Raw genomic sequence first — 22090 nt, forward strand, 5'->3', positions numbered from 1 at the left:
TCATGGGCGGTCCTCCCCGTCAACCCGGAAGGGGTTGGTTTCCAGCGGGAAGGATTCGTCACATGGCCCTCCTTTACTGTCAACACTAATGCGAAACAGCACAGTCTAGATGAGACAACCCGCCCGTCTAGGCGAGGGCGAGGTCTTCGTCCAAGAGGTCTGTGAGGAACATGTGGCCGGGAGCGTGGGTGATGAGCAGCTCGATCCGGGCACGCAGGGCCACAGCCTGCGGTGTCACCCCGCAGGCCCAGAACACGGGAACCTCACCTTCCCGGACCTCCACAGGATCGCCGAAGTCAGGCCTGCCGAGATCCTGGATGCCGATCGCCTCCGGGCGCCGATGTGTACGGGCCCCCCGTGGGCGAGGGGATAGCGGGAGGTCACCTGGACCGTCCTGGGCAGGAGATGCGAAGGGACGGGCCTCATGCTGACCACCATGGGCCCCTGGAAGGGGCCAGAGACCTTGCAGGGGATCGAGGTGACGTACATGGGGACGTTGACCCCGGCCTCCATGTGGCGCACGGGGATCCCCGCGCGCCGCATGGCGTGCTCGAAGGTGAAACTGCACCCCAGCAGGAAGGCTACGAGATCATCCCTCCATAAGCTTTTCAGATCGGTCACCTCGGCCGTGAGGGTCCCACGCTCGTATATCCGGTACTTGGGGAGGTCGGTGCGGAGGTCCGCTCCCTGAGCCGTGTAGCGGGGGCGCGGATCTCCGGGATCGGTCGCCTCCAGCAGGGGACACGGCTTCGGATTCCGCTGGCAGAACACCAGGAAGTCGTAGGCCAGGGCCCGTGGGACGATGACGAGGTTGGCCTGCGCATGGCCCGGCGCCAGGCCTGCCGTCGGCCTCGTCCACTCCCCGCGCCGAATGCGCTCCCTCCACTCTTTGGGTGCACGGGACGGAGTCTCGACCATCCCGGTGTGTACTTTACCTCCTCTTCTCTCCCGGGATCCTGCCGGAGTGGCGCGAACGTGTTCGCGCCCGACCCCGACGCCCGCCCGCCGCGCCGACGACGCCGTCGCCCCGGCCCGGGCCGCCGGCCTGACCCCGTGCGGGCGGCGACCGTACCTCTGCCCTCTCGGGACTACGGACCGCCTCCCGCCCACCGCCGCAGGCAGGTCCGCAGGTTGGCCACCAGGCTGCGCCGGGCCGTCACCACGTACAGGGGCGGGCGGCCGGCCCACTCGTACAGGCCCCGCCCCACCCGGGCCACCGGGCGGGGCGTCCCCCGCTGCTCCAGCAGCCGCCGCAGGTTGTCGATGATGTTGCGGTCCACCTCCAGGGTGGTGTCGATCAGGAACACCGCCAGCTGGGGCCGCAGCGCCTCGACGCGGCCCAGGAAGCTGTCCAGGCTGGCGGCCTCCACGTTGTAGGGCGGGCTGGCCTTGCACTCCACGTAGGCCAGACCGCCTCCCAGAACGGCCAGGACGTCGAAGTCGCCTCCCCGGCCGATGTCCCGGATGCGGACGTCCCACGCCGCCGGCGCCGCGAACTCCCGGACGAACACCTGCGCCACGAACCACTCCAGGGTGTCGCCGAAGGCGCGGGGGTGCGGCGCGGCCAGCGCGTAGCCCCGGCCGCGACGGCGCAGCAGCCCGTACCCTTCCAGGCGGGCCAGGGTGGCCGACACGGTCCGCGTCCCCCACCGCGCCGTCAGGTCCTCCACCACCCGCGGGGTCAGGGCGCGGCGCTCGACCGCTTCCTGCAGCAGGCGGCGGAAGTGGTACCGGTGCAGGTCCGCGTAGAACCGATCCACCCGGTCGGAAGAGAGCGGGCTCGGCAGCAGCAGGCGGTCGACCGGCGAGTGCGGACCGGGCTGCCAGCCGCGCTGGCGCAGGGCGGCGTCCACGGCCCCGGCCGCCAGACGCCGCTCCAGGGCCTCCACCCGGCCGGCCAGGTCTCTTAGCACCGCACCGACATCCGGCTCCATCCCGCGCCCCCCTCAGGGTTCGCGGAGGCGCTGTCCGCCGCCTCCCTGCAGTAGGAGCGGTCCGCCGGCGGGGAGAAAGCCGCAGCATATGCCCGAGCTGGCGCTGGAGTGGCTGGGCCTGCTGCTGCGCTGGATCCACGTGATCGCCGGCATCATGTGGATCGGCGACTCCCTGCTGTTCATGTGGATCGACAGCCACCTCTCCCCCGACCCGCAGGGGCGGCGGGAGGTAACCGGGGTCACCTGGCTGCTCCACGGAGGCGGCTACTACCATCTGGAAAAGCGCCTGCTCGTCCCCGGCCAGGTTCCTCCCCGGCTGCGGTGGTTCTGGCTGGAAGCGACCACCACCTGGATCTCGGGCTTCCTGCTGCTGATCGTGGTCTACTATATGAGCGCCGACGTCATGATGGTCGACCCGGCCGTGGCGGCGCTGACCCCCCGCCGGGCGGTGGCGTTCGGCCTGGGGATGCTGGCCGGAGGGTGGCTGGCCTACGACCTGTTGTGGCGCAGCGGCCTACGGCATCGGCCCGCGGTGGCGCTGGCCCTGTCCGGAGCCGCGCTGGCCGGGCTGATCTACGCGGCCACGAGCCTGCTCAGCGCCCGGGCGGCGTACCTGCAGGTGGGGGCGACGCTGGGCACCATCATGGCGGCCAACGTCTGGGTGCACATCCTGCCCCCCCAGTGGCGGATGCTGCAGGCGGCGCGGGCGGGCCGTCCGGTGGACTACGCCCTGGGCGTTCACGCCAAGACCCGATCCACCCACAACACTTACATCACCTTCCCCGTGATCTTCACCATGCTCAGCCAGCACTTCCCGGCGGTGTATGCCGCCCGCCCGCCCTGGCTGGTCCTGCTACTGTTCGTGGTCGCGGGGGCGGGCGCCCGGCACCTGATGCTGGTGGGATGGCGCTCCGGGAGGGCGACGGCGGCGGTGACGGCGGCGGCGCTGGTGGGGGTCGTCTATCTGACGGCGGCTCCGGTCCTGTCACGGCGGGCCGCGCCGCCCCAGCCGGCGGAGGTGCCCGCCCTGGCCGACGTACGCGCGGTCATCGTCCGCCGGTGCGCGGTGTGTCACTCGGACACACCGACCATGCCCGGGGTCGCGGCCCCTCCGGGCCACGTGCGGATGGATACCCCCGGCCAGATCCGTTCCCTGGCGGCCCGGATCCGGGCGCGGGCGGTCGAGCAGCGGACCATGCCTCCCGGCAACATCACCGGGATCACCGACGACGAGCGCGACCTGCTGCGGCGCTGGATCGATGCCGGGGCGCCGCTGCGCTGACGCGGGCGGGAGAGAGGTCCTGCAGGGAGCCCCCGCCCGTCCCGGCGAACTTTAGTGCCATTCTCACGGCACGGCGGGAGGCATCTCCCCCGCCCACCGCCGACGGGGACGGACACTCGTCCGCCTACGACGACCGCCGCCGCCTGCTGTTTGCGGCCGACGAGGACTTCTGCAAGACGTCCGGGCCGGGAATCGAGAAGGGATTCGGGTACCTGAGGATCTACGACTACAGCCAGCCCGCGCAGCCGGTGCAGATCGGCGAGTACCGGACCCCCAACTCGCGGGGGACCGACGACCAGGCGGCCGGGGACTACACCATCCACAACCCCTTCCTGGTGGGCACGGACCTCTACATCTCCTGGTACACCGACGGTGTGCGGGTGGTGGACGTCAGCACCCCGCGCTCGCCGACGGAAGTCGCCTATTTCGTGCCGCCGGCGGGCCAGAATCCCGTCAAGCCCAGCCAGCGGTTCGTCCTGACCAACACCACCCAGGTGTGGGGCGTGGTGGTGGACCCGGCCACGGGGCTGGTGTACGCCAGCGACATGAACACCGGCCTGTGGATCGTGCGTCGGATCCGGTAAGGGCCGAGGCGACGCATCCGCGCGTCAGGCCCCGGCCCTCCCCGCATGCGCGGCGGGCTCCGGCGCCCCGGCCTCACCGCGGCAGGGAGAGTGTGATCCTCTCGTATCCCTGCGGAACGGTGAACACCGCGTCGGGCAGGGGGTCCCGGGAAAACCGATCCAGGATCATGGTGGCCGTCTGTCGCCCATCCTCGATCCTGGCGGCCTTCACCACCACCGGAAAGTCGACTCCCAGCTCGCCGAACCGCTCGGGCCGGGGATGGACGAGGAGATCACCCCCTTCCAGCGCGGCGGGAAGCCCCACGGTCCTGACGAGGTCCAAGAAGAAGTCCGCAAATCCGGCCATCACCCGGAACTCCTCCGGACCCAGGCCGACCGCCCGCCCCTCGGCCACCCAGAACCGGCAGGAGACCCACCGGGCGCCCGCCAGGGATCGGCACCCCTCCACGATCCTCGCCGGCACCCCCTGGACCGTCTCCGTGCCGACGACCCTCGGCGCCTCGCAGAGATCCCGCGGGGCCGTTTCCACCCTGCTGAATCCGGGCGGCGTCATCATGCGCTCCATCTGCTCCCGGGCTCCCGGGGGCAGCTGGGAGAGCTGGGCCTCCATCCGCTCCCGGACCTGCCGGATCTGCCGCAGGTCGTCGTCTCCGACCTCCACATAGGACCGGCGGGCGTGGTCCACCACCCACAGCCTCCGCGCGGCGCCGTCGAACAGGAGGCTGATGGACCGGGCCCCGGCCTGGATGTCCACCCTCAACCGTCCCGGTGTGAGCGACACCGATGCCCGGCTCACGCCGCCCCCCGGCGACCAGCGGTACTCGAGGGCGACGTCGGCGAAGGCGCTGTCGCCGGCCACGGCGATCAGGGCGACCGCCAGCAACCAGACACATCGCAGGTGCCTTCCCATGGTCCCCCTCCGGAGGTTCTACGGGCACGCGCGTTTCTGTTCCGCCACCTGCCGCACGATCGCCGCGAGCTCCCGGATGACCGGGCGGAGGGCTGCCGGGGCGGCGTCGTCAACGGGGTCCTGGGTTGTGACCGTACGGCCCTGGTAGGTCACCCTGTAGGTGTAGCCGTCCATCACGGGGCGCGCCGGACGGTACTCGGGCAGGAGGCCGGGAAAGCCGGCCTGGTCCAGCGCCCTCCGCAGGCGCTCGAGGCGTTCCGGTTCCAGGCGCGCGCAGTACGCTGCCCGGTCGCTGTCCACGCGGGCCAGCCCGTCCGGGAACACCCGCAGGCGTTGCGTCATCCCGGCGATGCCTCCCGCCAGAGAGAACTCCACCAGCAGAGGGACAAACTGGAACCGCACCGTCTGACGGGTCTCGTTTCCCGCGCGGTCCCGCACGCGCGCTTCCAGCACGTTCTCCCCCTCCTTCAGGAGTTCGCGGCCCACCTGCCCGCTGGCCCGCTCGGGACCCGTCTCCAGCCGGGCCGAGACGTCGCGGCCGTTCACCCGCACCGCCAGCGAGGCCGGATCCACCCCGCTGACCACGGCCCGATCGCGATACCGGATGACCACCCTCACCGACTCGCCGCTCGCCCGGGACCCCGGGCGCGGCTCGTCGATCCACAAAAAGGGCGGGGTCTCGTCGGGGAGAAACGCCAGGGCCAGGGGGCGATCCTCATCCCTGGTCATGACCACGATCTCCCCCGTCTCGTTCAGGTCGGCGCCCGTCCCCGCCTTGACACCCGCGCTCACCTCGACGACCTTCCGGGTCGCCAGATCCACCACGTAGACGCCGCGCCTGCCGCCGTACTGACCCGCAAACAGCAGGCGCCGGCCGTCCCCGCTCACCCTCAGGGACTGGTCCGGGCCCCACTCCCGGCCCGGAGGGGTGACGCCCTCGATCGTGTGGAGAACGGCGCCGGTGTTTCCGTCCACGACCGCAATCCCCGCGGCGCGACCGCTCTCCCGGGTCACGTAGGCCACCCGGCGGCCGTCCAGATCGACCGCCAGCGCCCGGATCTCCCCGCGCTCTCGGGTCAGCTGCCGTGCGCCCGATCCGTCCAGGGCGGCCCGCCACACCTGCCCTCCTCGCAGGTAGAAGACCGCGCGGCGCGCCAGCGCCACGGGCGTCAGGCCGTCGGCCTGAGACACCAGCACCCGCAGGCCGGTCCCGTCGGTGCCGACGGCACCCAGGTACCCGGCGCCCTGCCGACGGTACACCACCACCCGCCCATCCTCGCTCACGGCGGGGGCATTCGCATGATGAAACTGGCTCTCATCCGCCCGCAGCGGCCGGGTCAGACGCCGCAGACCCGTGCCGTCGCCGCGCATCGCACAGATCTCCATCTCGGCGAGCTTCAGGTCGCCGGGCGCCACCTCGCACACGAAGGCGATCACCCGCACCGACCGGTCGAAGGAGACCAGGGTCCCGGCCAGGCGCCTGACCTCGGGAGGCGCCCCCGGAGTGTCCTGCGGGATTCTCAGCATCTTCACCCCGTCCAGAGACACCGAGGTGAACGCCAGCGTGCTTTCCCCGGGGACGAAGACGATCCGGTCGCCAAATGCGGCGATCCGGGGAGTGAACGCATATCCCCGGTGGGGGATCTCCACCACAAACAGGCTTTCGCTTCGGTGCAAGACCGCGACCGCCTGAGGGTCGAAGGGGACGACGATCTTCGGCGCGACGCGGTGGTAGGCAGCCTGGGCGGCCCCGAAAGGGGGCCACGCCAGCAGCGAGGCCACCAGGCATGCGAGCAGCGCGCGCGCGCCGCGGGATGTGCGGTCCATCCTCCGGTCACCTCCCTCACCGCACCCGCCGGAAGAGCTCCAGGCTTCCGTCCTGCCGGACCGTCAGAAGGTAGCGCCAGTCATCGGTCAGCAGCGCGGGCGGATAGGTGAACCGGAATCCGGCCGAGATGGTATTCAGCATCCGCCCCGGCTCCGTCCCGATCCTCTGCACCACGCGCCTCTCGGCGATCTCCCAGATGACGAGCGTGGCCCAGCCCTCCGGACGCTCCCGCCCGTAGAGGACGGCCGCGTACCGCCCGTCCGGGGAGACGTCGGCGAGACTCTGGAAGTCCACCTCGGCTCCCGCCGGCCGCACGTACTGGTCCCGGACGGCGAACGTGCGGGGGTCCAGGACGGCAAAACCCCGCGCGCTGGCCACGTACAGCGCGGCGCCGTCCCGGCTGAAGGCCACGCCGCGCGGAGGCCCGATCCGCCGCAGGGCGGGAGGGTCCGGCAGGCTCAGCGATCCATCGGCCAGGCGGCACACGCCCAGGTCCGAGAACAGGGCGATGGCCAGGCGGTCGTCCCCCGCCGCCACGCCCCGGATGATGGCCCGGGAGGTTGCTCCACCCAGCAGGAGGCGGTCGAAATCCGCGCGACAGCGCGCCGTGTCCTGCAGGCTCGCGGCCTCGTAGACCACCACCGCGGCTCCCCCTCCGGCGCGCCGGGTCGCGTACAGGCGCCGACCGTCGCGCGACCAGCCCAGGGGAGACTGACCGCGCACCTGCGCAAAGTGCACCAGGGCCCCGCCTGTCAGCTCGAACAGCGCGAACGCTTCCTCGGCGGTCTCCAGGGCCACGAACCGCCCGTCGGGAGACACCCGGAGGTTCAGGGCGTCAATGGGAGCCCGCATCCAGGACTCCTCGCCGTACAGGCGGGCGACGTCCACCGACGCGACCTCCACCTCCGCGCGGTCCGGACTCCACACCCGGAGTCCCGCCTCCACGACCACCGGCTGGTTGATGAAGTGCTGGCGGGCCAGGGGCAGGGCCAGCGTCAGCGCCAGGCGCAGCAGCACAGGGATGCCCCGCGCCGCCGAGGAAAAGAACGGCTGCATCGACCGGACGAGCGGGGGCCGGCCGGCGAGCTCCTCCTCGAGCTTGCGGGCAATCTCCTCGCTTCTGCGCTCGATCTCCGGCAGGCCTTCGCTCTCGGCGCGCCGGCGGAACTTCTCCCATTCGGCGTCAAACCACTCGGCTCGCCGCGCGCGTTCCTCGTCGGTGGGCGGCCGCGTCCGTTCCCGGTAGTACACGACCCGGCCCCCCGGCAGCAGCGCCGCCTGGAAGATCCGGCCCCCGGGCTCCCGCACCTCGCCGGCGGATTCAAACAGCACCCCGCTCTGCAGCGCACCGGCTGCCAGGACGGGAATCAGCGCCAGTCCGAGAACAGGCACCCGTCTCATCCTCCCCCCTCCTGAACAGCGCGTCCGCTCGGGATGGCGTGGCCGCGCGGGCGGCGATCTCCCCCCGCGGGGGGCGGGACACCCGCACCCCCCTCAGGCCCGAAAGGCGGGAATGCCGGCAGACAGGCGTGGAAGCAGCCCGCGTGAACCCTCGGTGGTGTGCCCGCTGACGCGGAAAACCGCGATGATCGCGTCTGCCGTTCACAGGCACCCGCATCGCGATCCCCCGTCGCGACTTACCCGGAACACAGACGGCAGGGAGAGAAATTCCCCGCGCCCTTTACCGCGTCCTCCTGCGGCAGGCCGCGCGCCCCCGCTCATTTTTTGGAGAGGCCGCGACGCGAATCGCCTCCTCCCGGAGGGCTTGCCGGGAAGATGTCAGCTGGAGGCTCCGGTCTGGCTGTTCTCGTCCCGGGGAGCGGACAGCGGCTGGCGGACGGCCAGAACGCTGGCGGAGAACCCGATTTCGGTCAGCACCCGCGCGGCCCTCCGCGCGGCATCCTCGCTGGGGTACGGCCGCGTGACCACCCGGAAGGCCGCCCCGTCCTGAACCACCGTCGCCAGGTACCCCTTGGCCCGCACGCGACGGGCGTGGGCTTCGGCCAGGGACCGGCTGGTGAACCGCGCGACACTGACCACGTAGGACGGCCGGGCAACCGCCGCCGGTTTCCGGGCGGTCGTGGAGACCGCCGCCGGCTTCCGCGCGGGAGCGGAGGCCGCTGGCCTCGGCGCGGGGGGCACCAGCGCGCGCCTGACCGCGGGGGAGGCCTCCAGCACTCCGGCCACAGGAGCCCGCCCCGGAGGGTTGAACGCGCCGGCCCGGGCGCCGTCCAGCAGGACGCGGTACGACCCCCAGGCCAGGCCCAGAACGGCCAGGCTGCTGGCGGCCAGCGCGGCCAGCCGGCGGGGGGAGCGGCCGGCGACGGGCGGCCCGGGGCTCGAGGACTGCTCCCAGGTCGTCACACAGGGAAAACCGGAGCAAATTCCATGCCACAGAGGCGCCGGCCGAGGGCTATTCCTGCAGCTTGAGCAGCAGTCCCTTGCGCCGGGCCAGGGTGAACATGTATCCGAAGAACCCGAACGCCACCGCCAGGTACGCCGCGTCCAGCCCGAACGCCCACCCCGCCCGGGACGCGGGCAGCGGCGCACCGGCGAGCACCTCCCGCATCGCCTCGAACACGTGGGGCAGCGGCAGCGCCACCAGCACCCGCCGCAGCCACTCCGGGTACACCGTCAGCGGGAAGAACACCGCCCCGAACGGCTGGAACAGAAACGCCAGGCTCCAGGCCAGGCTCTCGGCGCTCTGCCCGTAGCGCAGGATCAGGGCGGTGATGGCGGTGCCCACCGCCCAGGCGAACAGGATCAGCGCCGCCACCAGCGGCACCAGGCTGAGCCCCAGGGTGAAGATGTTGAAGTGGTACAGTGCAAACGCGACGGTCGCCATCAGGGTGACGGTGATGGAGATCTTGATGATTCCCCACACCATCATGGCCACCAGGAACTCGCCCACCGTCAGCGGGGTGACAAACAGGTTCACCAGGTTCCGCGTCCACAGCTCGGTGAGAAACGACACCGAGATGGCCTGCTGCACCCGGAAGAAGATGTCCCACAGGATCAGCGCGCCCAGCAGCAGGCCCACCAGCAGCGGCACCCGCCCCTGGCGCCCCAGGTACAAGGACAGAAACCCGAAGAAGAACAGGTCCAGCAGAGGCCAGTAGAAGAGGTCGGTGATGCGGGCGAAGCTGCGGCGCATCAGGTACAGCTGCCGCAGGGTCAGCGCCCACACCCGCCGCGCGTTCATTCCTCCTCTTCCCCCCGGGCCGAGCGGGCCAGGGCCACGAAGAACTCCTCCAGGTCCGCCTTGCCATACCGGCGCACCACCTCGGCCGCCGGTCCCTCGGCCAGGATGCGCCCCCGGTGGAGGAAGATGATGCGGGTGCTGAGCCGCTCCACCTCCCGCATGTTGTGGGAGGTATAGAAGACCGTCATCCCCCGCTCCCGCTGCAGGCGCACCAGCAGCGCCCGCACCGCGTCGGCGGCCTCCGGGTCCAGGGCGGCGGTGGGCTCGTCCAGGAACAGCACCTCGGGGTCGTTGAGGAACGCCTTCACCAGGTTCACCCGGGCCGTCTCCCCCGACGACAGCGCCCCGGTGCGCCGGCCCAGCAGGTGGGCCACGCCAAACGCCTCGGCCAGGCGGCGGATCCTCCCACCGGGTTCGGGGACGCCGTACAGGTGGGCGAACACCGTGAGGTTCTCCCGCACCGTGAGGTCGTAGGGCAGGGCCACGTAGGGCGACGAGAAGTTCACCCGGCCGAGGATCGCCTCCCGCCGGGCCGGCATGGGCAGACCCAGGATCCGCACGCTGCCGGCGGTGGGCTCGATCAGGCCCAGCAGCATGGCGATGGTGGTGGTCTTGCCGGCGCCGTTGGGCCCCAGAAAGCCCAGCAGCTCTCCCCGCGCCACCCGAAAGGAGATGTTGTCGACGGCCACGGTTCCGTCGAACACCTTGGTGAGGCCGGTGACCTCAACGGCCCAGGAGGACACGGGCTGTCACGGGTTGCCCGGGCGCGGCACCGCCAGCCCCCGGCGGCGCAGGGCCAGCCAGACGACCACGGTCAGGACGGTGTTGATGCCACTCGCCAGGACGTTGAACGGCACGATGACGGGCCCCAGCAGCGCCGCCACCCGCGACGGCGGCATGCCGAACTGCAGGTACAGGATGGCGAAGTTGGCGGGGATCATCACCAGGACCCGGGCGAGAGCCCCCGCCGCGCAGGCCGCCGCCGCCCACCCCGCGGTGCGGCGGCCACCGCGACCGTACACCCACCCGGCCACGCCCACAAATGTGGCCACGGCGATGAAGTTGGCCGCCGGGCCGAAGGGCGAGCGGGCGCGGAAGAGCAGATACAGCAGATCTTTCAAGGCCACCACTGCCATCCCCGGCGCCGGCCCCGCTTCCAGGGCCACCAGCAGCGCGATCACATCACTGGGGTCGTACCGCAGGTACGGCGCTGAGGGGAGCACGGGCACCTGGACGGTCGCCATGAGCACGAACGCCACCGCCGACAGCATGCCGACCAGCACCAGCAGACGCGTCGTGGACACCGCGAATCCTCCTCCCTCCCGTTGCCTTCTTCCTTCCTCCCTCTTCCCTCTTCCTTTCGCGTACAATGGCCGGCGGAGGCCCTATCCATGGACGAAGCCGGTATCGACCCCCGCGCATTCCGCACCGCCCTGGGCCGGTTTGCCACCGGGGTGACGGTGGTGACCGCCTCCACGCCGGCCGGCGTTCACGGCATGACGGCCAACGCCTTCAGCTCCGTCTCCCTGAATCCTCCACTGGTCCTGGTGGCGGTGTCGCGGCGCGCCCGCATGCACGGCCACCTGCTCGCGGCCACCCACTTCGGGGTGAGCGTGCTGGCGGACCATCAGGAGGCCCATGCCTGGCACTTCGCCGGCCGCCCGCAGGCGGACCTGGCCACCGCCTTTGTGTGGAGGCGCGCCGTGCCGCTGCTGGACGGCGCGCTGGCCCACCTGGTGTGCGCGCTGGAGGCGACCCACCCCGGGGGTGACCACACCCTGTTTCTGGGTCGGGTGGAAGACCTCTGGTACCGCGACGGGATGCCGCTGGTGTTCTTCGCGGGACGGTTCTGCCGGATCGTCCCGCTGCGCCCAGGTCTGCCGGGAGAGCCGCCGGTCGAGCTCCCCGAGGCCCCCGCCGACCTTCCCGAGCGCTGGCCGTAGCCGCCCGGAGAGGACGCCGGGGGACTGCGGGCGTCAGCTCGGCGGCGGATCGGCGCCAGGCAGCGGGCGGTGCTCCTGCAGCTGCACCACGCGCACCTTGAGGATGCCTGGCAGCCGGCCCAGTTCCTCGGCCACCTCCGGTGGCACCGGGTCGTCCAACCCCAGCACCATCAGGGCCCGCCCCCGGGGGTGGTCGCGGCCCACGTGCATCGAGGCGATGTTCACGTCGGCGCCTCCCAGCAGGGTGCCCACCCGGCCGATCATCCCCGGCCGGTCCTCGTTCCACACCAACAGCATGATCGGCGACGGCGCCAGGTCCATCCGGTAGCCGTCCAGGCAGGTGATCCGGGGCTCGCGCCCGCCCACCACGGTCCCGGCGATCACCACCGCTGCGCCGGATGTCTCCACGCGCACCCGCAGCGCGCTGGCGGAGTCCTCGCCATCCTCCCGTCGTACCTCGGCCAGGGCGATGCCGCGCTCGCGGGCCACCACCGACGCGTTGATCAGGTTGACCGGCTGGTCCAGCACCGGCTCCAGCAGCCCGGCCAGGAATCCCGCCCGCAGAGGAGCGCCGTCGTGGGAGGCCAGGTCGCCCGCGTAGGCCAGCTCCACCTCCCGCACCTGCCCCTCGGCCAGCTGGCAGGCGACGGCGCCCATCATCCGGGCCAGGTCCACGAACGGCCGCAGGCGCTGCCAGGTCTCGTCGCGCAGGGCCGGCGCATTCACCGCCCCCCGGACGGGCCGACCCTCCAGGGCGGCCAGCACCTGGTCCGCCACCTCCACGGCCACCCGCCGCTGGGCCTCCTCGGTGGACGCGCCCAGGTGGGGCGTCAGGATCACCCGGGGGTGGCGCAGCAGAGGGCTGTCGTGGGGAGGCTCGCGTTCCATCACATCCAGCGCCGCTCCGGCCACCACGCCCTCCTCCAGCGCGGCCAGCAGGGCATCCTCGTCCACCAGCCCCCCGCGGGCGCAGTTGACCAGCAGCGCCCCGCGCTTCATGCGGGCGAACTGGGAGCGGCCCAGCAGGTGGTGCGTGGCGGGGGTCAGCGGCGCGTGGAGGCTGAGCACGTCGCTGCGGGCCAGCACCTCGTCCAGCGCCAGCACCTCGGCGCCCACCTGCGCCGCCCGCTCCGCGGCCACGTAGGGATCCGCGGCCACCACCCGCATGCCGAACGCCGCCGCCCGGCGGGCCACCTCGGACCCGATCTTGCCCAGCCCGACGATGCCCAATGTCTTGCCGTACAGCTCGACGCCGGTGAACGGCTCCCGCCGCCAGTCACCCCGGGAGGCGGCCAGGTGGGCGGCGGGCAGGTGGCGGGCCAGGGCCAGCATCATGGCCATCGTGTGCTCGGCGGTGCTGATGGTGCTGCTTTCGGGGGTGTTCAGGACCAGGATGCCCAGGCGCGTGGCGGCGTCCACATCGATGTTGTCGGTGCCCACTCCCGCCCGGGCCACCACTCGCAGACGCGGGGCCCGCGCCAGCGCCCGGGCGGTCACCCGGGTGCGGCTGCGGACGATGAGGGCGTCCACGTCGGCCAGCGCGCGGACCAGCTGGTCCTCGGCCAGCCCCTCGCGCACCACCACCTCGGCGCGCTCCGCCAGGCGCCGCACGCCGTCGGGGGCCAGGCCGTCGGCCACCAGGACCTTCACAGTCCCTCCAGCCCCGCGGCGGCCACCGCCCCCGGCCGCACCGGATGGCCCAGAGCGGGGAGAGCCTGCTCCAGGGCCCGCAGAGCGGCGGCGATGTCGGCGTCCTGCACGGCCCCCATGTGCCCGATGCGGATGATCCGGCCCTCCAGGGGGCCCTGGCCTCCCGCCACCACCACGCCCCGCTCCCGCAGGCGGCGGATCAGCTGGCGCCCGTCCATGCCCTCGGGCACCCGCACGGCGGTGACGGTGTCCGAGGCGTACCGGGGATCGGCCAGCAGGCCCAGCCCCAGCGCCGCCACCCCGTCCCGGGTGGCCTGACCCAGCCGCCGGTGGCGGGCGAAGCGGGACGGCAGTCCCTCGGCGAGAATCATCGGCACGGAAACGGCCAGGGCGTAGATCACCGGCAGGGGAGGCGTAAAGGGCGTCAGCGCCCTGCCCGGGGAGATCTCTGCCCGCGCCCGCTCCCAGGAGAAGTACCACCGGGGCATGCGGGCGGCGCGCGACGCCTCCCACGCGCGCTCGCTGACGCTGAGGAACACCGCGCCGGGCGGCCCCATGAGGGCCTTCTGGGACCCGGCCACCACCACGTCCAGACCCCACGCGTCGGTCCGCAGGTCCACCGCTCCCAGAGAACTGACGGCGTCCACCAGCAGGAGGGCGTCGCTGCCGTCGCGCACCTCCCGGGCGATCTCCGCCAGGGGGTGGGTGATGCCGGTGGAGGTCTCGTTGTGGGTGACCAGCACGGCCCGCACCGACGGGTGGACCCGCAGCGCCCGGCGCACGTCATCGGGCTCCACCGCGCGTCCCCACTCCACCTCCAGGGGGAGGACGTCCGCCCCGAACCCCCGGGCCACGGCGGCAAACCGCTCGCCGAACGCGCCGCCCACCAGCGCCAGCACCCGGTCCCCGGGCGACAGCACGTTGGCCACGGCCGCCTCCAGGCCGCCGGTGCCCGACGCGGTGAACGGCAGGACCGTCCCCGAGGTCTGGTAGATCCGGCGCAGCCCCTCCAGGACGTCGGCCAGCATGCGCCCGAACTCCTCGCCCCGGTGGTTGATCATGGGGCGGGCCATCGCCTGGCGCACCGGATCCGGCAGAGGCGTGGGGCCGGGGATGAGCAGGTGGGGATCGTCCACGGAAGCCTCCTTCAGGGAAGAGGGCAGAAGGAAGAGGGAGGAAAGATCCCGGCTGCGCTGACCGGTGGTCGCATCACACTCTTACCCCTCGCCTTCCCCCGACTGTGCGCACCGCATGCGATATCGGGTGATTTTTGTGCCGCCTGTCCGCTTTTCCTCCGTCAGTCCAGGTATCCCAGCACGTCCCGCAGGTCGGTCACCTCCACCCCGGCCAGCGCCGTGCGCACCGGCCCCAGGGCGCGGCGGACCCGGTCCAGGTGCATCATGCGGTCGTCCACGAACAGGACCTCCTCAGGTCGCAGGGCCAGACCGTCGGCGGCCAGCTCGTCCAGCAGCCGGCCGATGGTCTGCTCCTTGTAGGGGTGATGCTCGACCTTGGGGCGGGTGAAGTAGTGGCTCAGCTCCAGCGCCTCGAAGATGGCCTGCACCGGCTCCGGCCGGTTCCAGCTGGCCACCGAGACCAGGATCCCCCGCGCGCGCAGACCCTCCAGGACTTCCCGCGCGCCGGGGCGCAGCCGGACCCGCACGCCGTCGGCGTCTTCCACCGTGAGGTCGTCCACCCGCCGGACGGGCAGGCGCAGCGCCGTCACGTTGGGATGGTCCCACAGGGTTCGGTCGCAGTCGAAGATGACCAGCCTAACGGGCATGGCGTCGGCGGGCCAGGACCGCCCGCACGTCGTCCAGGGACACCCCCCGGGCGGCGAGCAGGACCAGGGCGTGGTAGAACAGGTCGGCGGCTTCTTCGGCCACCCGCCCGGCATCCTCCTGCCCGCCCGCCCGCGCGAGCTCGTCGGCCTCCTCGCGCACCTTGGCCGCCACTGCCGGCATCCCCCCGCGCAGGAGCGCGGCGGTGTACGATCCCTCCGGCAGCGACGCGGCCCGCTCCTGGACCACCGCGAAGACCTCGTCCAGGACGTCGGGCCGGGCCGGGGCGGTCAGGTCCTCCCCTCCCAGGGCGCGGTGAAAGCAGGTCCGCCGGCCGGTGTGGCAGGCCGGCCCGGTCTGGTCCACCACGAACAGCACGGCGTCGCCGTCGCAGTCCACCCGGATCTCCCGGACCCGCTGGATGTGGCCGGAGGTCTCGCCCTTGCGCCAGAGGCGGCCCCGGGACCGGCTCCAGTACCACGCCTGGCCGGTGCGCGCGGTGCGCTCCAGCGCCTCCCGATCCGCCGACGCCACCATCAGCACCTCGCCGGTGCGCGCGTCCTGGACCACGACCGTGACCACTCCGTCGGGTCCGAACCTCACCGCGTCCATGCGTCACCGTTTCGCTCCCCGCCAGGCGTGCGGACCGGAATCCCCCGCCGGCGCAGGTACTCCTTCACGTGGGCGATGCGCGCCTGGCCCCGGTGGAAGATGCCGGCCGCGAGGGCGGCATCCGCCCCCCCTTCGGTCAGCACCTGGTAGATGTGCTCGGCGCCGCCAGCGCCGCCGCTGGCGATCACCGGCACCGACACCGCCTCGCTCACCGCCCGGGTCAGCGCCAGATCGTAGCCGTCCCGGGTGCCGTCCCGGTCGATGCTGGTGAGCAGGATTTCCCCCGCTCCGAGCGCGGCCGCCCGGGCCGCCCACGCCACCGCGTCGAGGCCGGCGGGCCGGCGGCCGCCGTGGGTGCACACCTCCCACCGGCCGTCCGCGGCGCGGCGGGCATCGATGGCGGCCACCACGCACTGGCTGCCGAAGCGATCCGCCAGCTCCGCGATCAGGTCCGGGCGGGCCACGGCGGCGGTGTTGACGGCCACCTTGTCCGCTCCCGCCAGCAGCAACGCCCGGGCGTCGTCGGCCGTGCGCACCCCCCCGCCCACCGTGAGCGGGATGAAGACCGTTTCGGCCGTGCGGCGCACCACCTCCAGCAGGGTGCCGCGGCCCTCGACGGAGGCGGCGATGTCCAGCAGGACGATCTCGTCGGCGCCTTCCCCATCGTAGGCCGCGGCCAGCTCCGCGGGGTCGCCGGCATCCACCAGGTCCACAAAGCGCACGCCCTTGACCACCCGCCCGCCGGCGGTGTCCAGGCAGGGGATGATGCGGCGGGTCAGCACACTCCCGCCCCCCAACGCTGCGTCAGCCGCCGCAGGTCCAGGCGGCCGTCGTACAGCGCCCGGCCGACGATCGCCGCCTCCGCCCCCGCCCTCTCCACGGCCTCCAGGTCCTCCTCCGTGGCAATGCCTCCGGCGGCGACCACCGGGACGCCGGCGCACGTCACCAGCTCGGCCAGCACCTCGAGGTTGGGACCGGAGAGCGTACCGTCCCGGCCGATGTCCGTGTAGACGAACCGCACCGCGCCCTGCTCCCGCAGGCGCCGGGCGGCGTCGACCACGTCCAGCGGCGTCTGCTCGGTCCACCCCGAGAGGGCCACCCGCCGCCGCCGCGCGTCCAGGGCCACCGCCACCGCCGGACCAAACCGCCCCAGCGCCTCCCCCAGCCGGGTGGCCGCCGTCCCCACCACGACCCGCGACGCGCCGGCTGCCAGGGCAGCGGCGATGTCCTCCACCGTCCGCACTCCTCCGCCGACCTGCACGGCCACGCCCAGTCCACACAGCCGCGCCACCAGGTCCCGGTGCGCCGGCCGGCCGGCCAGCGCCCCGTCCAGGTCCACCACGTGCAGCCACCGCGCGCCCGCGTCCACCCACCGCCGCGCCCACTCCACCGGATCGCCGTAGTCCCTCGCCCGGCCCGGATTGCCCTGGACCAGGCGCACGGCGCGGCCGCCCCGCAGGTCCACTGCCGGGATGACGATCACGGCCCGCCCGCCCGTCCGGCCCCGGCCAGCATGTGCAGGGCGTTGCGGAGAATGTGGATTCCCGCCCGCCCGCTCTTTTCGGGGTGGAACTGCACGCCCAGGACCGCCCCCCGCCGCACCGCGGCAGCGAACTCCCGCCCGTAGTCGGTCACGGCCACCACGTCACCGTCCGCCGCCGGCTCGGCGACGTAGGAGTGAGCGTAGTAGACGTGGACGGGGCCGGCCAGCCCCCGCAGGAGGTCGCCGGACCGCGCCGGGCGCAGGACGTTCCAGCCCATGTGGGGGACCTTCACCGTCCCGGGCAGGCGGCGCACGGCCCCCTCCAGCAGCCCCAGCCCGCGCACGCCGGGGCTTTCCTCGCTGGCCTCAAACAGCAGCTGCATCCCCAGGCAGACGCCCAGCAGCGGCACGCCGGCGCGCGAGCGGTCCAGCACCCAGTCCCACAGGTCCGCCTGCCGCAGCCTCTCCACCGCCGCGCCGAAGTGGCCCACGCCGGGCAGGACCACCACATCCCACGCTCCGCCCGCGGGGGCCGACAGGACGGCCACCTGCGCCCCCGCCGCCTCCAGCGCACGGCCCAGACTGCGCAGGTTGCCGGCCCCGTAGTCCACCAGGGCCGCCCGGATCATGGTCCCAGCACCCCCTTGGTGGACGGCACGCCTCCTCCCCTGATGCGGGTGGCCAGGTGCAGGGCGATGCCGGTCCCCTTGAAGGCCGCCTCGACGACGTGGTGGGCGCTGCGTCCGTGCACCTGCACCAGGTGCAGGGTGAGGGCGCCGGAGGAGGCCAGGGCGCGGAAGAACTCCTCCGCCAGGTCGGCCGGAAACGTCCCCAGGACCGCCGGCCCCACCTCCAGGCCGTAGTGCAGGTAGGGGCGGCCGCTGATGTCCACCGCGGCCAGGACCAGCGCGTCGTCCATGGGCGCGTGCACCGAGCCAAAGCGCGCGATCCCCCGCCCCTCGCCCACGGCCTGGCGCAGGGCCTGCCCCAGGGCCAGCCCCACATCCTCGACGGTGTGGTGGGGGTCCACGGCCAGATCGCCCCGCGCCCGGACCTGCAGATCCAGGCGGCCGTGGGCGGCCAGCTGGGCCAGCATGTGGTCGAAGAACGGCACGCCGGTGTCCACGGAGACCTCCCCGGACCCGTCCAGGTCCAGCGCGACCTGGACGTCGGTCTCGGTGGTCTGGCGGGAGATGCGGCCGACCCGGCTCATGGGGCCACGCTCTGCGCCAGGGCGTCCAGAAAGCGGTCGTTCTCCTCCGGGGCGCCGATGGTCACCCGCAGGCACCGGTCCAGCAGCGGCTGGCCGGAGACATCGCGCACCAGGATGCCCCGGGCCAGCAGGCGCCCCAGCAGGACCCCGGCGTCCAGCGGGGTGCGGAACAGAATGAAGTTCGCCCGGGACGGATACGGCCGCACCCCATCCACGCGCTGCAGGGCCTGGTAGACCCTCTCGCGCTCGCGGATCACCTGATCCACCCGGGCGGCCACCAGTTCCGGTCGGGCCAGAACCGCCAGGGCGGCTTCCTGGGCGAACAGATTGAGGTTGTACGGTGGCAACGCGGCCCGTACCGAGGCGATGACGTCCGGATGGGCCACCACGTATCCCACCCGGGCGCCGGCCAGGGCGAAGGCTTTGGAGAAGGTCCGCAGCACGGCCAGGTGCGGGTATTCCCGCACCGCCGGCAGCAGCGTCTGCCCGTCGAACTCGGCGTACGCCTCGTCCAGCACGACCACCCCCCGGGCCGCCTCGACCACGGTGAGGACGTCGTCCCGGGGACATCCGGCTCCCGTGGGGTTGTTGGGAGAGGCCAGGTACACCAGGGCGACATCGGGGTCGCTGACCGCCTCCACCATCGCCGGCAGGTCCAGGCTGAAGTCCTCCCGGAGCAGGACCGGCCGCACCTCCGCCCCGCCCGCCACGGCCAGCGAGACCGACAGCGAGTACCCCGGCCGGACCAGCGCCACGCGGCGGCCGCAGGCAAAGGCCTGCACCAGGGCCAGCAGCGCCTCGTTGGACCCGCTGGCCACCGCCACCATCTCCGCATCCACCCCGCAGGCCCCCGCCAGAGCCTCCCGCAGGGCCCGGCCGTCCAGCGGCGGGTAGCGGTTCCACGGGCGCCGGAGCAACCGGCGGGCCACCTCCGCCTTGAGGTCCTCCGGCCAGTCCTGAGGGCACTCGTTCTGGTTGAGCTTGACCGGGGCAGACTCGCCCCCGGCCAGCCGGTACGCCCCCAGGGCCGTCAGCTCGGGACGCGCCTGCGGAGACGGCCGCACCGCGCTCACCGGCCCACCCCCGCCTGCAGCGTCTGCAGGAGCGGGCGCAACAGGCCCTCCCGGGTGCGCAGGCTCACCCGATTCACTACCAGGCGCGCCGAGGACCGGAAGACTTCGGCCACCTCCTCCAGGAAGTTGTCCCGCAGGGTTCGGCCGGTCATGACCACGTCCACGATCCCGTCGGCCAGCCCCACCCGGGGGGCCAGTTCCACCGAGCCGTGCAGGCGGATGATCTCCACCGGACGACCCTGGTCTTCGAAGTACCGGGCGGCGATGCGGGGGTACTTGGTGGCGATGCGCAACATCCGCCCCGGCTGCCACAGCGCGGCGCGGGCACCCACCGGAAGGGCCACCACGCCCCGGCAGGCGCCGAACCCCAGGTCCACCAGTTCGTACACGTCCCGGGCCTGCTCCAGCAGCACGTCCTTGCCCACGATGCCGGCGTCGGCCGCCCCCTGCTCGACAAAGGTGGGCACGTCCAGAGGTTTGCTGATCAGCAGATGCAGCCCCTCGGCGGCGTCCACCAGCAGGCTGCGCTCGTCGGGCAGATCGCGGACCAGCGCCAGGCGCCGCAGGAAGGCCAGCGTGTCGTCGAACAGGCGCCCCGTGGGGACGGCCAGAGTCAGTGTCCCCACGGCGTCCCCACCTCCCCGGCGCGGGCGCGCGCCGCGCCGGTCAACCACCGGGCGGTGCTGCGGTCCTGCCGCCCTGTGGCCACGTCTTCCACCCACAGGTCCTCGCCTTCCCACCAGGCCAGCATCGCCGCCCCCTCGCGGGCCGCCAGGGCCCGGGCCTGCGGCTCGGACATCGCCGGCGCCACCACCACCTGCAGACCGGCCCGGCGCAACCCGGCCGCCAGCGCCGCAGCCCTCTGCCGGGTCGCCCGGTCGGCCAGGACCAGGACGTCGCAGCGCGCCGGCGGGGAAGGCGGCAGCAGCGACATGGCCACCTCCAGACCCAGGGCGAACCCGCTGGCCGGACAGTCTGCCCCGAAGCGGGCCAGCAGGCCGTCGTACCGGCCGCCGCCCAGGACGGGGACGGGGGTGCCGCGCCCCAGGGCCTCAAACACCACCCCCGTGTAGTAGCTGAAGTCCCGGACGATTCCCAGGTCCACCTCCACCGCGTCGGCGGCGCCATAGGCCTGCAGCAGGTCCAGGATCTCGGCCAGCTCATCCAGCGCCGCCCGCGCCGCGGGGGACGCGGCCAGGGGGCGGGCCCGCCTCAGGGCGTCCGCCCCGTGCAGGTCCGGAAGCGCGTGCAGCAGGCGGGCCGCCGCTCCCCCGGCGACTTCGGCCACCGCCACGTAGTCCCGCCGGTACAGGCGCGCCCGCACCTCGTCCTGCTGCGCCGGCGCCAGGCCGCCCAGCGCCTCGGCCAGAAAGCCCAGGTGGCCGACGTGTACGACCGCATCCGATAGCCCCACCTCCCGCAGGCAGGCCACCGCGAGGGCGATGACCTCGGCGTCGCCGTCGGCGCCGGGGAGGCCCAGCAGCTCCACGCCGGCCTGGGTGAACTCCCGCATCCGCCCCCGCCCGGGTTCCTGGACGCGATAGACCGGCGCCACGTAGGACAGGCGCAGCGGCAGTCCCCGCTCGGGGAGCAGGCGGGTGGCGGCCAGTCGCGCGATGGGCACGGTCATCTCCGGCCGCAGCGCCAGCAACTCCGCTCCGTCCACGATCTTGATGATCTGGTCCTGGATGCCCGGCCCGGCTCCGTGCTGGAAGGTGTCCAGGAACTCCAGGGCCGGCGTGCTCACCTCCCGGTAGCCCCACCCTTCGCACAACCGCCGCAGCCGCCCGGCCAGTTCGGCCCGCCGGGCGGCGTCGGGCGGCGGCAGATCGCGGTAGCCGTCGGGCACCCGCTGCCACCGGGTGGACCGCGCATCGCGCACCCGCACGGACATCCCTCCGGTAGTTCTATTCTTTAGCTAGATAAATCACTAGCGTCGGAAACTGCGGCCTACGATACCACGCGGGCAGAACGGTGTCAACCCTTAGGGCGGGAGGCGGACGGGGCCCGGCGGAGGCGCACGCCCAGGCGCTCGAAGACCAGCCGGTAGCCGTCGGCTCCGTACTCCAGAAAGCGCCGCACCCGGCTGATGGTGGCGCTGCTGGCCCCGGTGCGGCGGGCCACGTCCTCGTAGGTATGGCCCTGGTACAGCAGCCGGGCGATCTCCAGCCGCTGGGCCATGGCCTTGATCTCGGCCACCGTGCACACGTCCTCGAAGAAGCGGTAGCACTCCTCGGGCGTGCGCAGGGACAGCACGGCCTCGAAGAACCTGTCCACCAGGGGATCCTTGAGCTTGGGGTTCACCACGCCGCGCGGTGTGGTCATGACCGGCACCTCGGCCCGGGGGCGGAAGGCCCGGTGGGGCGCGCGCCTCCCGGTGCGACTTTCTCTGCCGCAGGACCCCCGCCCTGCCCGGCTCGCCGCCGCGCGCCCCGTGACGGTCCCGGGACACGGACGCGGGGATTGGATCCCCGACGAACGCGCCGCACCCGTGGGACCCTAGCGACCCAGGCGGTCATACTGCGGGTTGGGCACCCACCCCAGGGCGTTGGCCAGGCGGTTGGTGAAGTTGAACATGGCGGCCACCTCGGCGAT

Annotated in this window: 23 protein-coding genes and 1 pseudogene; 3 read left to right on the plus strand and 21 right to left on the minus strand. The window is 72.9% G+C overall.

The window, feature by feature from the left end; all coding sequences use genetic code 11:
• Positions 1–127 precede the first annotated feature (127 nt).
• Positions 128–918: pseudogene (locus RB150_10150) on the minus strand (putative hydro-lyase).
• Positions 919–1088: 170 nt separating this feature from the next.
• Positions 1089–1913: a hypothetical protein gene (locus RB150_10155; protein MDQ7820894.1), complete on the minus strand. Its 825-nt coding sequence runs from the start codon at positions 1911–1913 to the stop codon at positions 1089–1091.
• Between the two features lie 109 nt (positions 1914–2022).
• On the opposite strand from RB150_10155, the gene RB150_10160 reads away from it, so the two are divergent.
• A complete protein-coding gene (locus RB150_10160; protein ID MDQ7820895.1) occupies positions 2023–3216 on the plus strand; it encodes a urate hydroxylase PuuD in 1194 nt (397 codons plus the stop codon).
• Positions 3217–3464: 248 nt separating this feature from the next.
• Positions 3465–3800, plus strand: coding sequence for a hypothetical protein (locus RB150_10165; protein ID MDQ7820896.1), 336 nt, complete (start codon positions 3465–3467; stop codon positions 3798–3800).
• Positions 3801–3873: 73 nt separating this feature from the next.
• Here the strand turns inward: RB150_10165 and RB150_10170 are convergent, their stop codons facing one another.
• The 7 genes from RB150_10170 to RB150_10200 all read right to left on the minus strand — a co-directional run bounded on the left by RB150_10170 (position 3874) and on the right by RB150_10200 (position 11044).
• Positions 3874–4710, minus strand: a complete 837-nt coding sequence (locus RB150_10170) for a hypothetical protein (GenBank protein ID MDQ7820897.1) — start codon at positions 4708–4710, stop codon at positions 3874–3876.
• 18 nt (positions 4711–4728) lie between these two features.
• Positions 4729–6537, minus strand: coding sequence for a hypothetical protein (locus RB150_10175; protein MDQ7820898.1), 1809 nt, complete (start codon positions 6535–6537; stop codon positions 4729–4731).
• 16 nt (positions 6538–6553) lie between these two features.
• The gene (locus tag RB150_10180) at positions 6554–7939 is read right to left on the minus strand and encodes a hypothetical protein (GenBank protein ID MDQ7820899.1); all 1386 of its coding nucleotides are present in this window, start codon (positions 7937–7939) and stop codon (positions 6554–6556) included.
• A 378-nt stretch (positions 7940–8317) separates the two neighbouring features.
• The gene (locus RB150_10185) at positions 8318–8902 is read right to left on the minus strand and encodes an SPOR domain-containing protein (GenBank protein ID MDQ7820900.1); all 585 of its coding nucleotides are present in this window, start codon (positions 8900–8902) and stop codon (positions 8318–8320) included.
• Positions 8903–8951: 49 nt separating this feature from the next.
• Positions 8952–9740, minus strand: a complete 789-nt coding sequence (locus RB150_10190) for an ABC transporter permease (protein ID MDQ7820901.1) — start codon at positions 9738–9740, stop codon at positions 8952–8954.
• Positions 9737–10483, minus strand: coding sequence for an ABC transporter ATP-binding protein (locus RB150_10195; GenBank protein ID MDQ7820902.1), 747 nt, complete (start codon positions 10481–10483; stop codon positions 9737–9739). Before RB150_10195 ends, RB150_10190 begins: the two co-directional genes overlap by 4 nt.
• A 6-nt stretch (positions 10484–10489) precedes the next feature.
• The gene (locus tag RB150_10200; GenBank protein ID MDQ7820903.1) at positions 10490–11044 is read right to left on the minus strand and encodes an ECF transporter S component; all 555 of its coding nucleotides are present in this window, start codon (positions 11042–11044) and stop codon (positions 10490–10492) included.
• An 87-nt stretch (positions 11045–11131) separates the two neighbouring features.
• Here RB150_10200 and RB150_10205 point away from each other — a divergent pair, with 87 nt between their 5' ends.
• Positions 11132–11683, plus strand: coding sequence for a flavin reductase family protein (locus RB150_10205; GenBank protein ID MDQ7820904.1), 552 nt, complete (start codon positions 11132–11134; stop codon positions 11681–11683).
• A gap of 33 nt (positions 11684–11716) precedes the next feature.
• Here RB150_10205 and serA read toward each other — a convergent pair whose 3' ends face one another.
• The 12 genes from serA to RB150_10265 all read right to left on the minus strand — a co-directional run bounded on the left by serA (position 11717) and on the right by RB150_10265 (position 21802).
• On the minus strand, positions 11717–13333 hold the full coding sequence (gene serA, locus RB150_10210) for a phosphoglycerate dehydrogenase (protein MDQ7820905.1): 1617 nt from the start codon (positions 13331–13333) through the stop codon (positions 11717–11719).
• Positions 13330–14469 carry an alanine--glyoxylate aminotransferase family protein gene (locus RB150_10215; protein MDQ7820906.1) on the minus strand — a complete coding sequence of 380 codons (1140 nt, stop codon included), beginning with the start codon at positions 14467–14469 and terminating at the stop codon, positions 13330–13332. Before RB150_10215 ends, serA begins: the two co-directional genes overlap by 4 nt.
• 161 nt (positions 14470–14630) lie before the next feature.
• Positions 14631–15116: a magnesium-dependent phosphatase-1 gene (locus RB150_10220; GenBank protein ID MDQ7820907.1), complete on the minus strand. Its 486-nt coding sequence runs from the start codon at positions 15114–15116 to the stop codon at positions 14631–14633.
• Positions 15106–15726: a bifunctional phosphoribosyl-AMP cyclohydrolase/phosphoribosyl-ATP diphosphatase HisIE gene (hisIE, locus tag RB150_10225; protein MDQ7820908.1), complete on the minus strand. Its 621-nt coding sequence runs from the start codon at positions 15724–15726 to the stop codon at positions 15106–15108. The genes RB150_10220 and hisIE overlap by 11 nt, the downstream gene beginning before the upstream one ends.
• Positions 15714–16508: an imidazole glycerol phosphate synthase subunit HisF gene (gene hisF / locus RB150_10230; GenBank protein ID MDQ7820909.1), complete on the minus strand. Its 795-nt coding sequence runs from the start codon at positions 16506–16508 to the stop codon at positions 15714–15716. Before hisF ends, hisIE begins: the two co-directional genes overlap by 13 nt.
• A complete protein-coding gene (gene hisA, locus RB150_10235) occupies positions 16502–17209 on the minus strand; it encodes a 1-(5-phosphoribosyl)-5-[(5-phosphoribosylamino)methylideneamino]imidazole-4-carboxamide isomerase (GenBank protein ID MDQ7820910.1) in 708 nt (235 codons plus the stop codon). The genes hisF and hisA overlap by 7 nt, the downstream gene beginning before the upstream one ends.
• Complete coding sequence (gene hisH / locus RB150_10240; protein MDQ7820911.1) at positions 17206–17838, minus strand: imidazole glycerol phosphate synthase subunit HisH; 633 nt, start codon at positions 17836–17838, stop codon at positions 17206–17208. Before hisH ends, hisA begins: the two co-directional genes overlap by 4 nt.
• Positions 17835–18422, minus strand: coding sequence for an imidazoleglycerol-phosphate dehydratase HisB (gene hisB / locus RB150_10245; GenBank protein ID MDQ7820912.1), 588 nt, complete (start codon positions 18420–18422; stop codon positions 17835–17837). The genes hisH and hisB overlap by 4 nt, the downstream gene beginning before the upstream one ends.
• The gene (gene hisC, locus RB150_10250; GenBank protein ID MDQ7820913.1) at positions 18419–19495 is read right to left on the minus strand and encodes a histidinol-phosphate transaminase; all 1077 of its coding nucleotides are present in this window, start codon (positions 19493–19495) and stop codon (positions 18419–18421) included. The genes hisB and hisC overlap by 4 nt, the downstream gene beginning before the upstream one ends.
• A complete protein-coding gene (gene hisG, locus RB150_10255; protein MDQ7820914.1) occupies positions 19492–20121 on the minus strand; it encodes an ATP phosphoribosyltransferase in 630 nt (209 codons plus the stop codon). Before hisG ends, hisC begins: the two co-directional genes overlap by 4 nt.
• Positions 20109–21383: an ATP phosphoribosyltransferase regulatory subunit gene (gene hisZ / locus RB150_10260; GenBank protein ID MDQ7820915.1), complete on the minus strand. Its 1275-nt coding sequence runs from the start codon at positions 21381–21383 to the stop codon at positions 20109–20111. Before hisZ ends, hisG begins: the two co-directional genes overlap by 13 nt.
• Before the next feature lie 89 nt (positions 21384–21472).
• Positions 21473–21802, minus strand: coding sequence for a YerC/YecD family TrpR-related protein (locus RB150_10265; GenBank protein MDQ7820916.1), 330 nt, complete (start codon positions 21800–21802; stop codon positions 21473–21475).
• Between the last annotated feature and the right edge of the window lie 288 nt (positions 21803–22090).

It is taken from the genome of Armatimonadota bacterium, from assembly GCA_031081675.1.
Lineage (GTDB): Bacteria > Sysuimicrobiota > Sysuimicrobiia > Sysuimicrobiales > Kaftiobacteriaceae > Calidihabitans > Calidihabitans tengchongensis.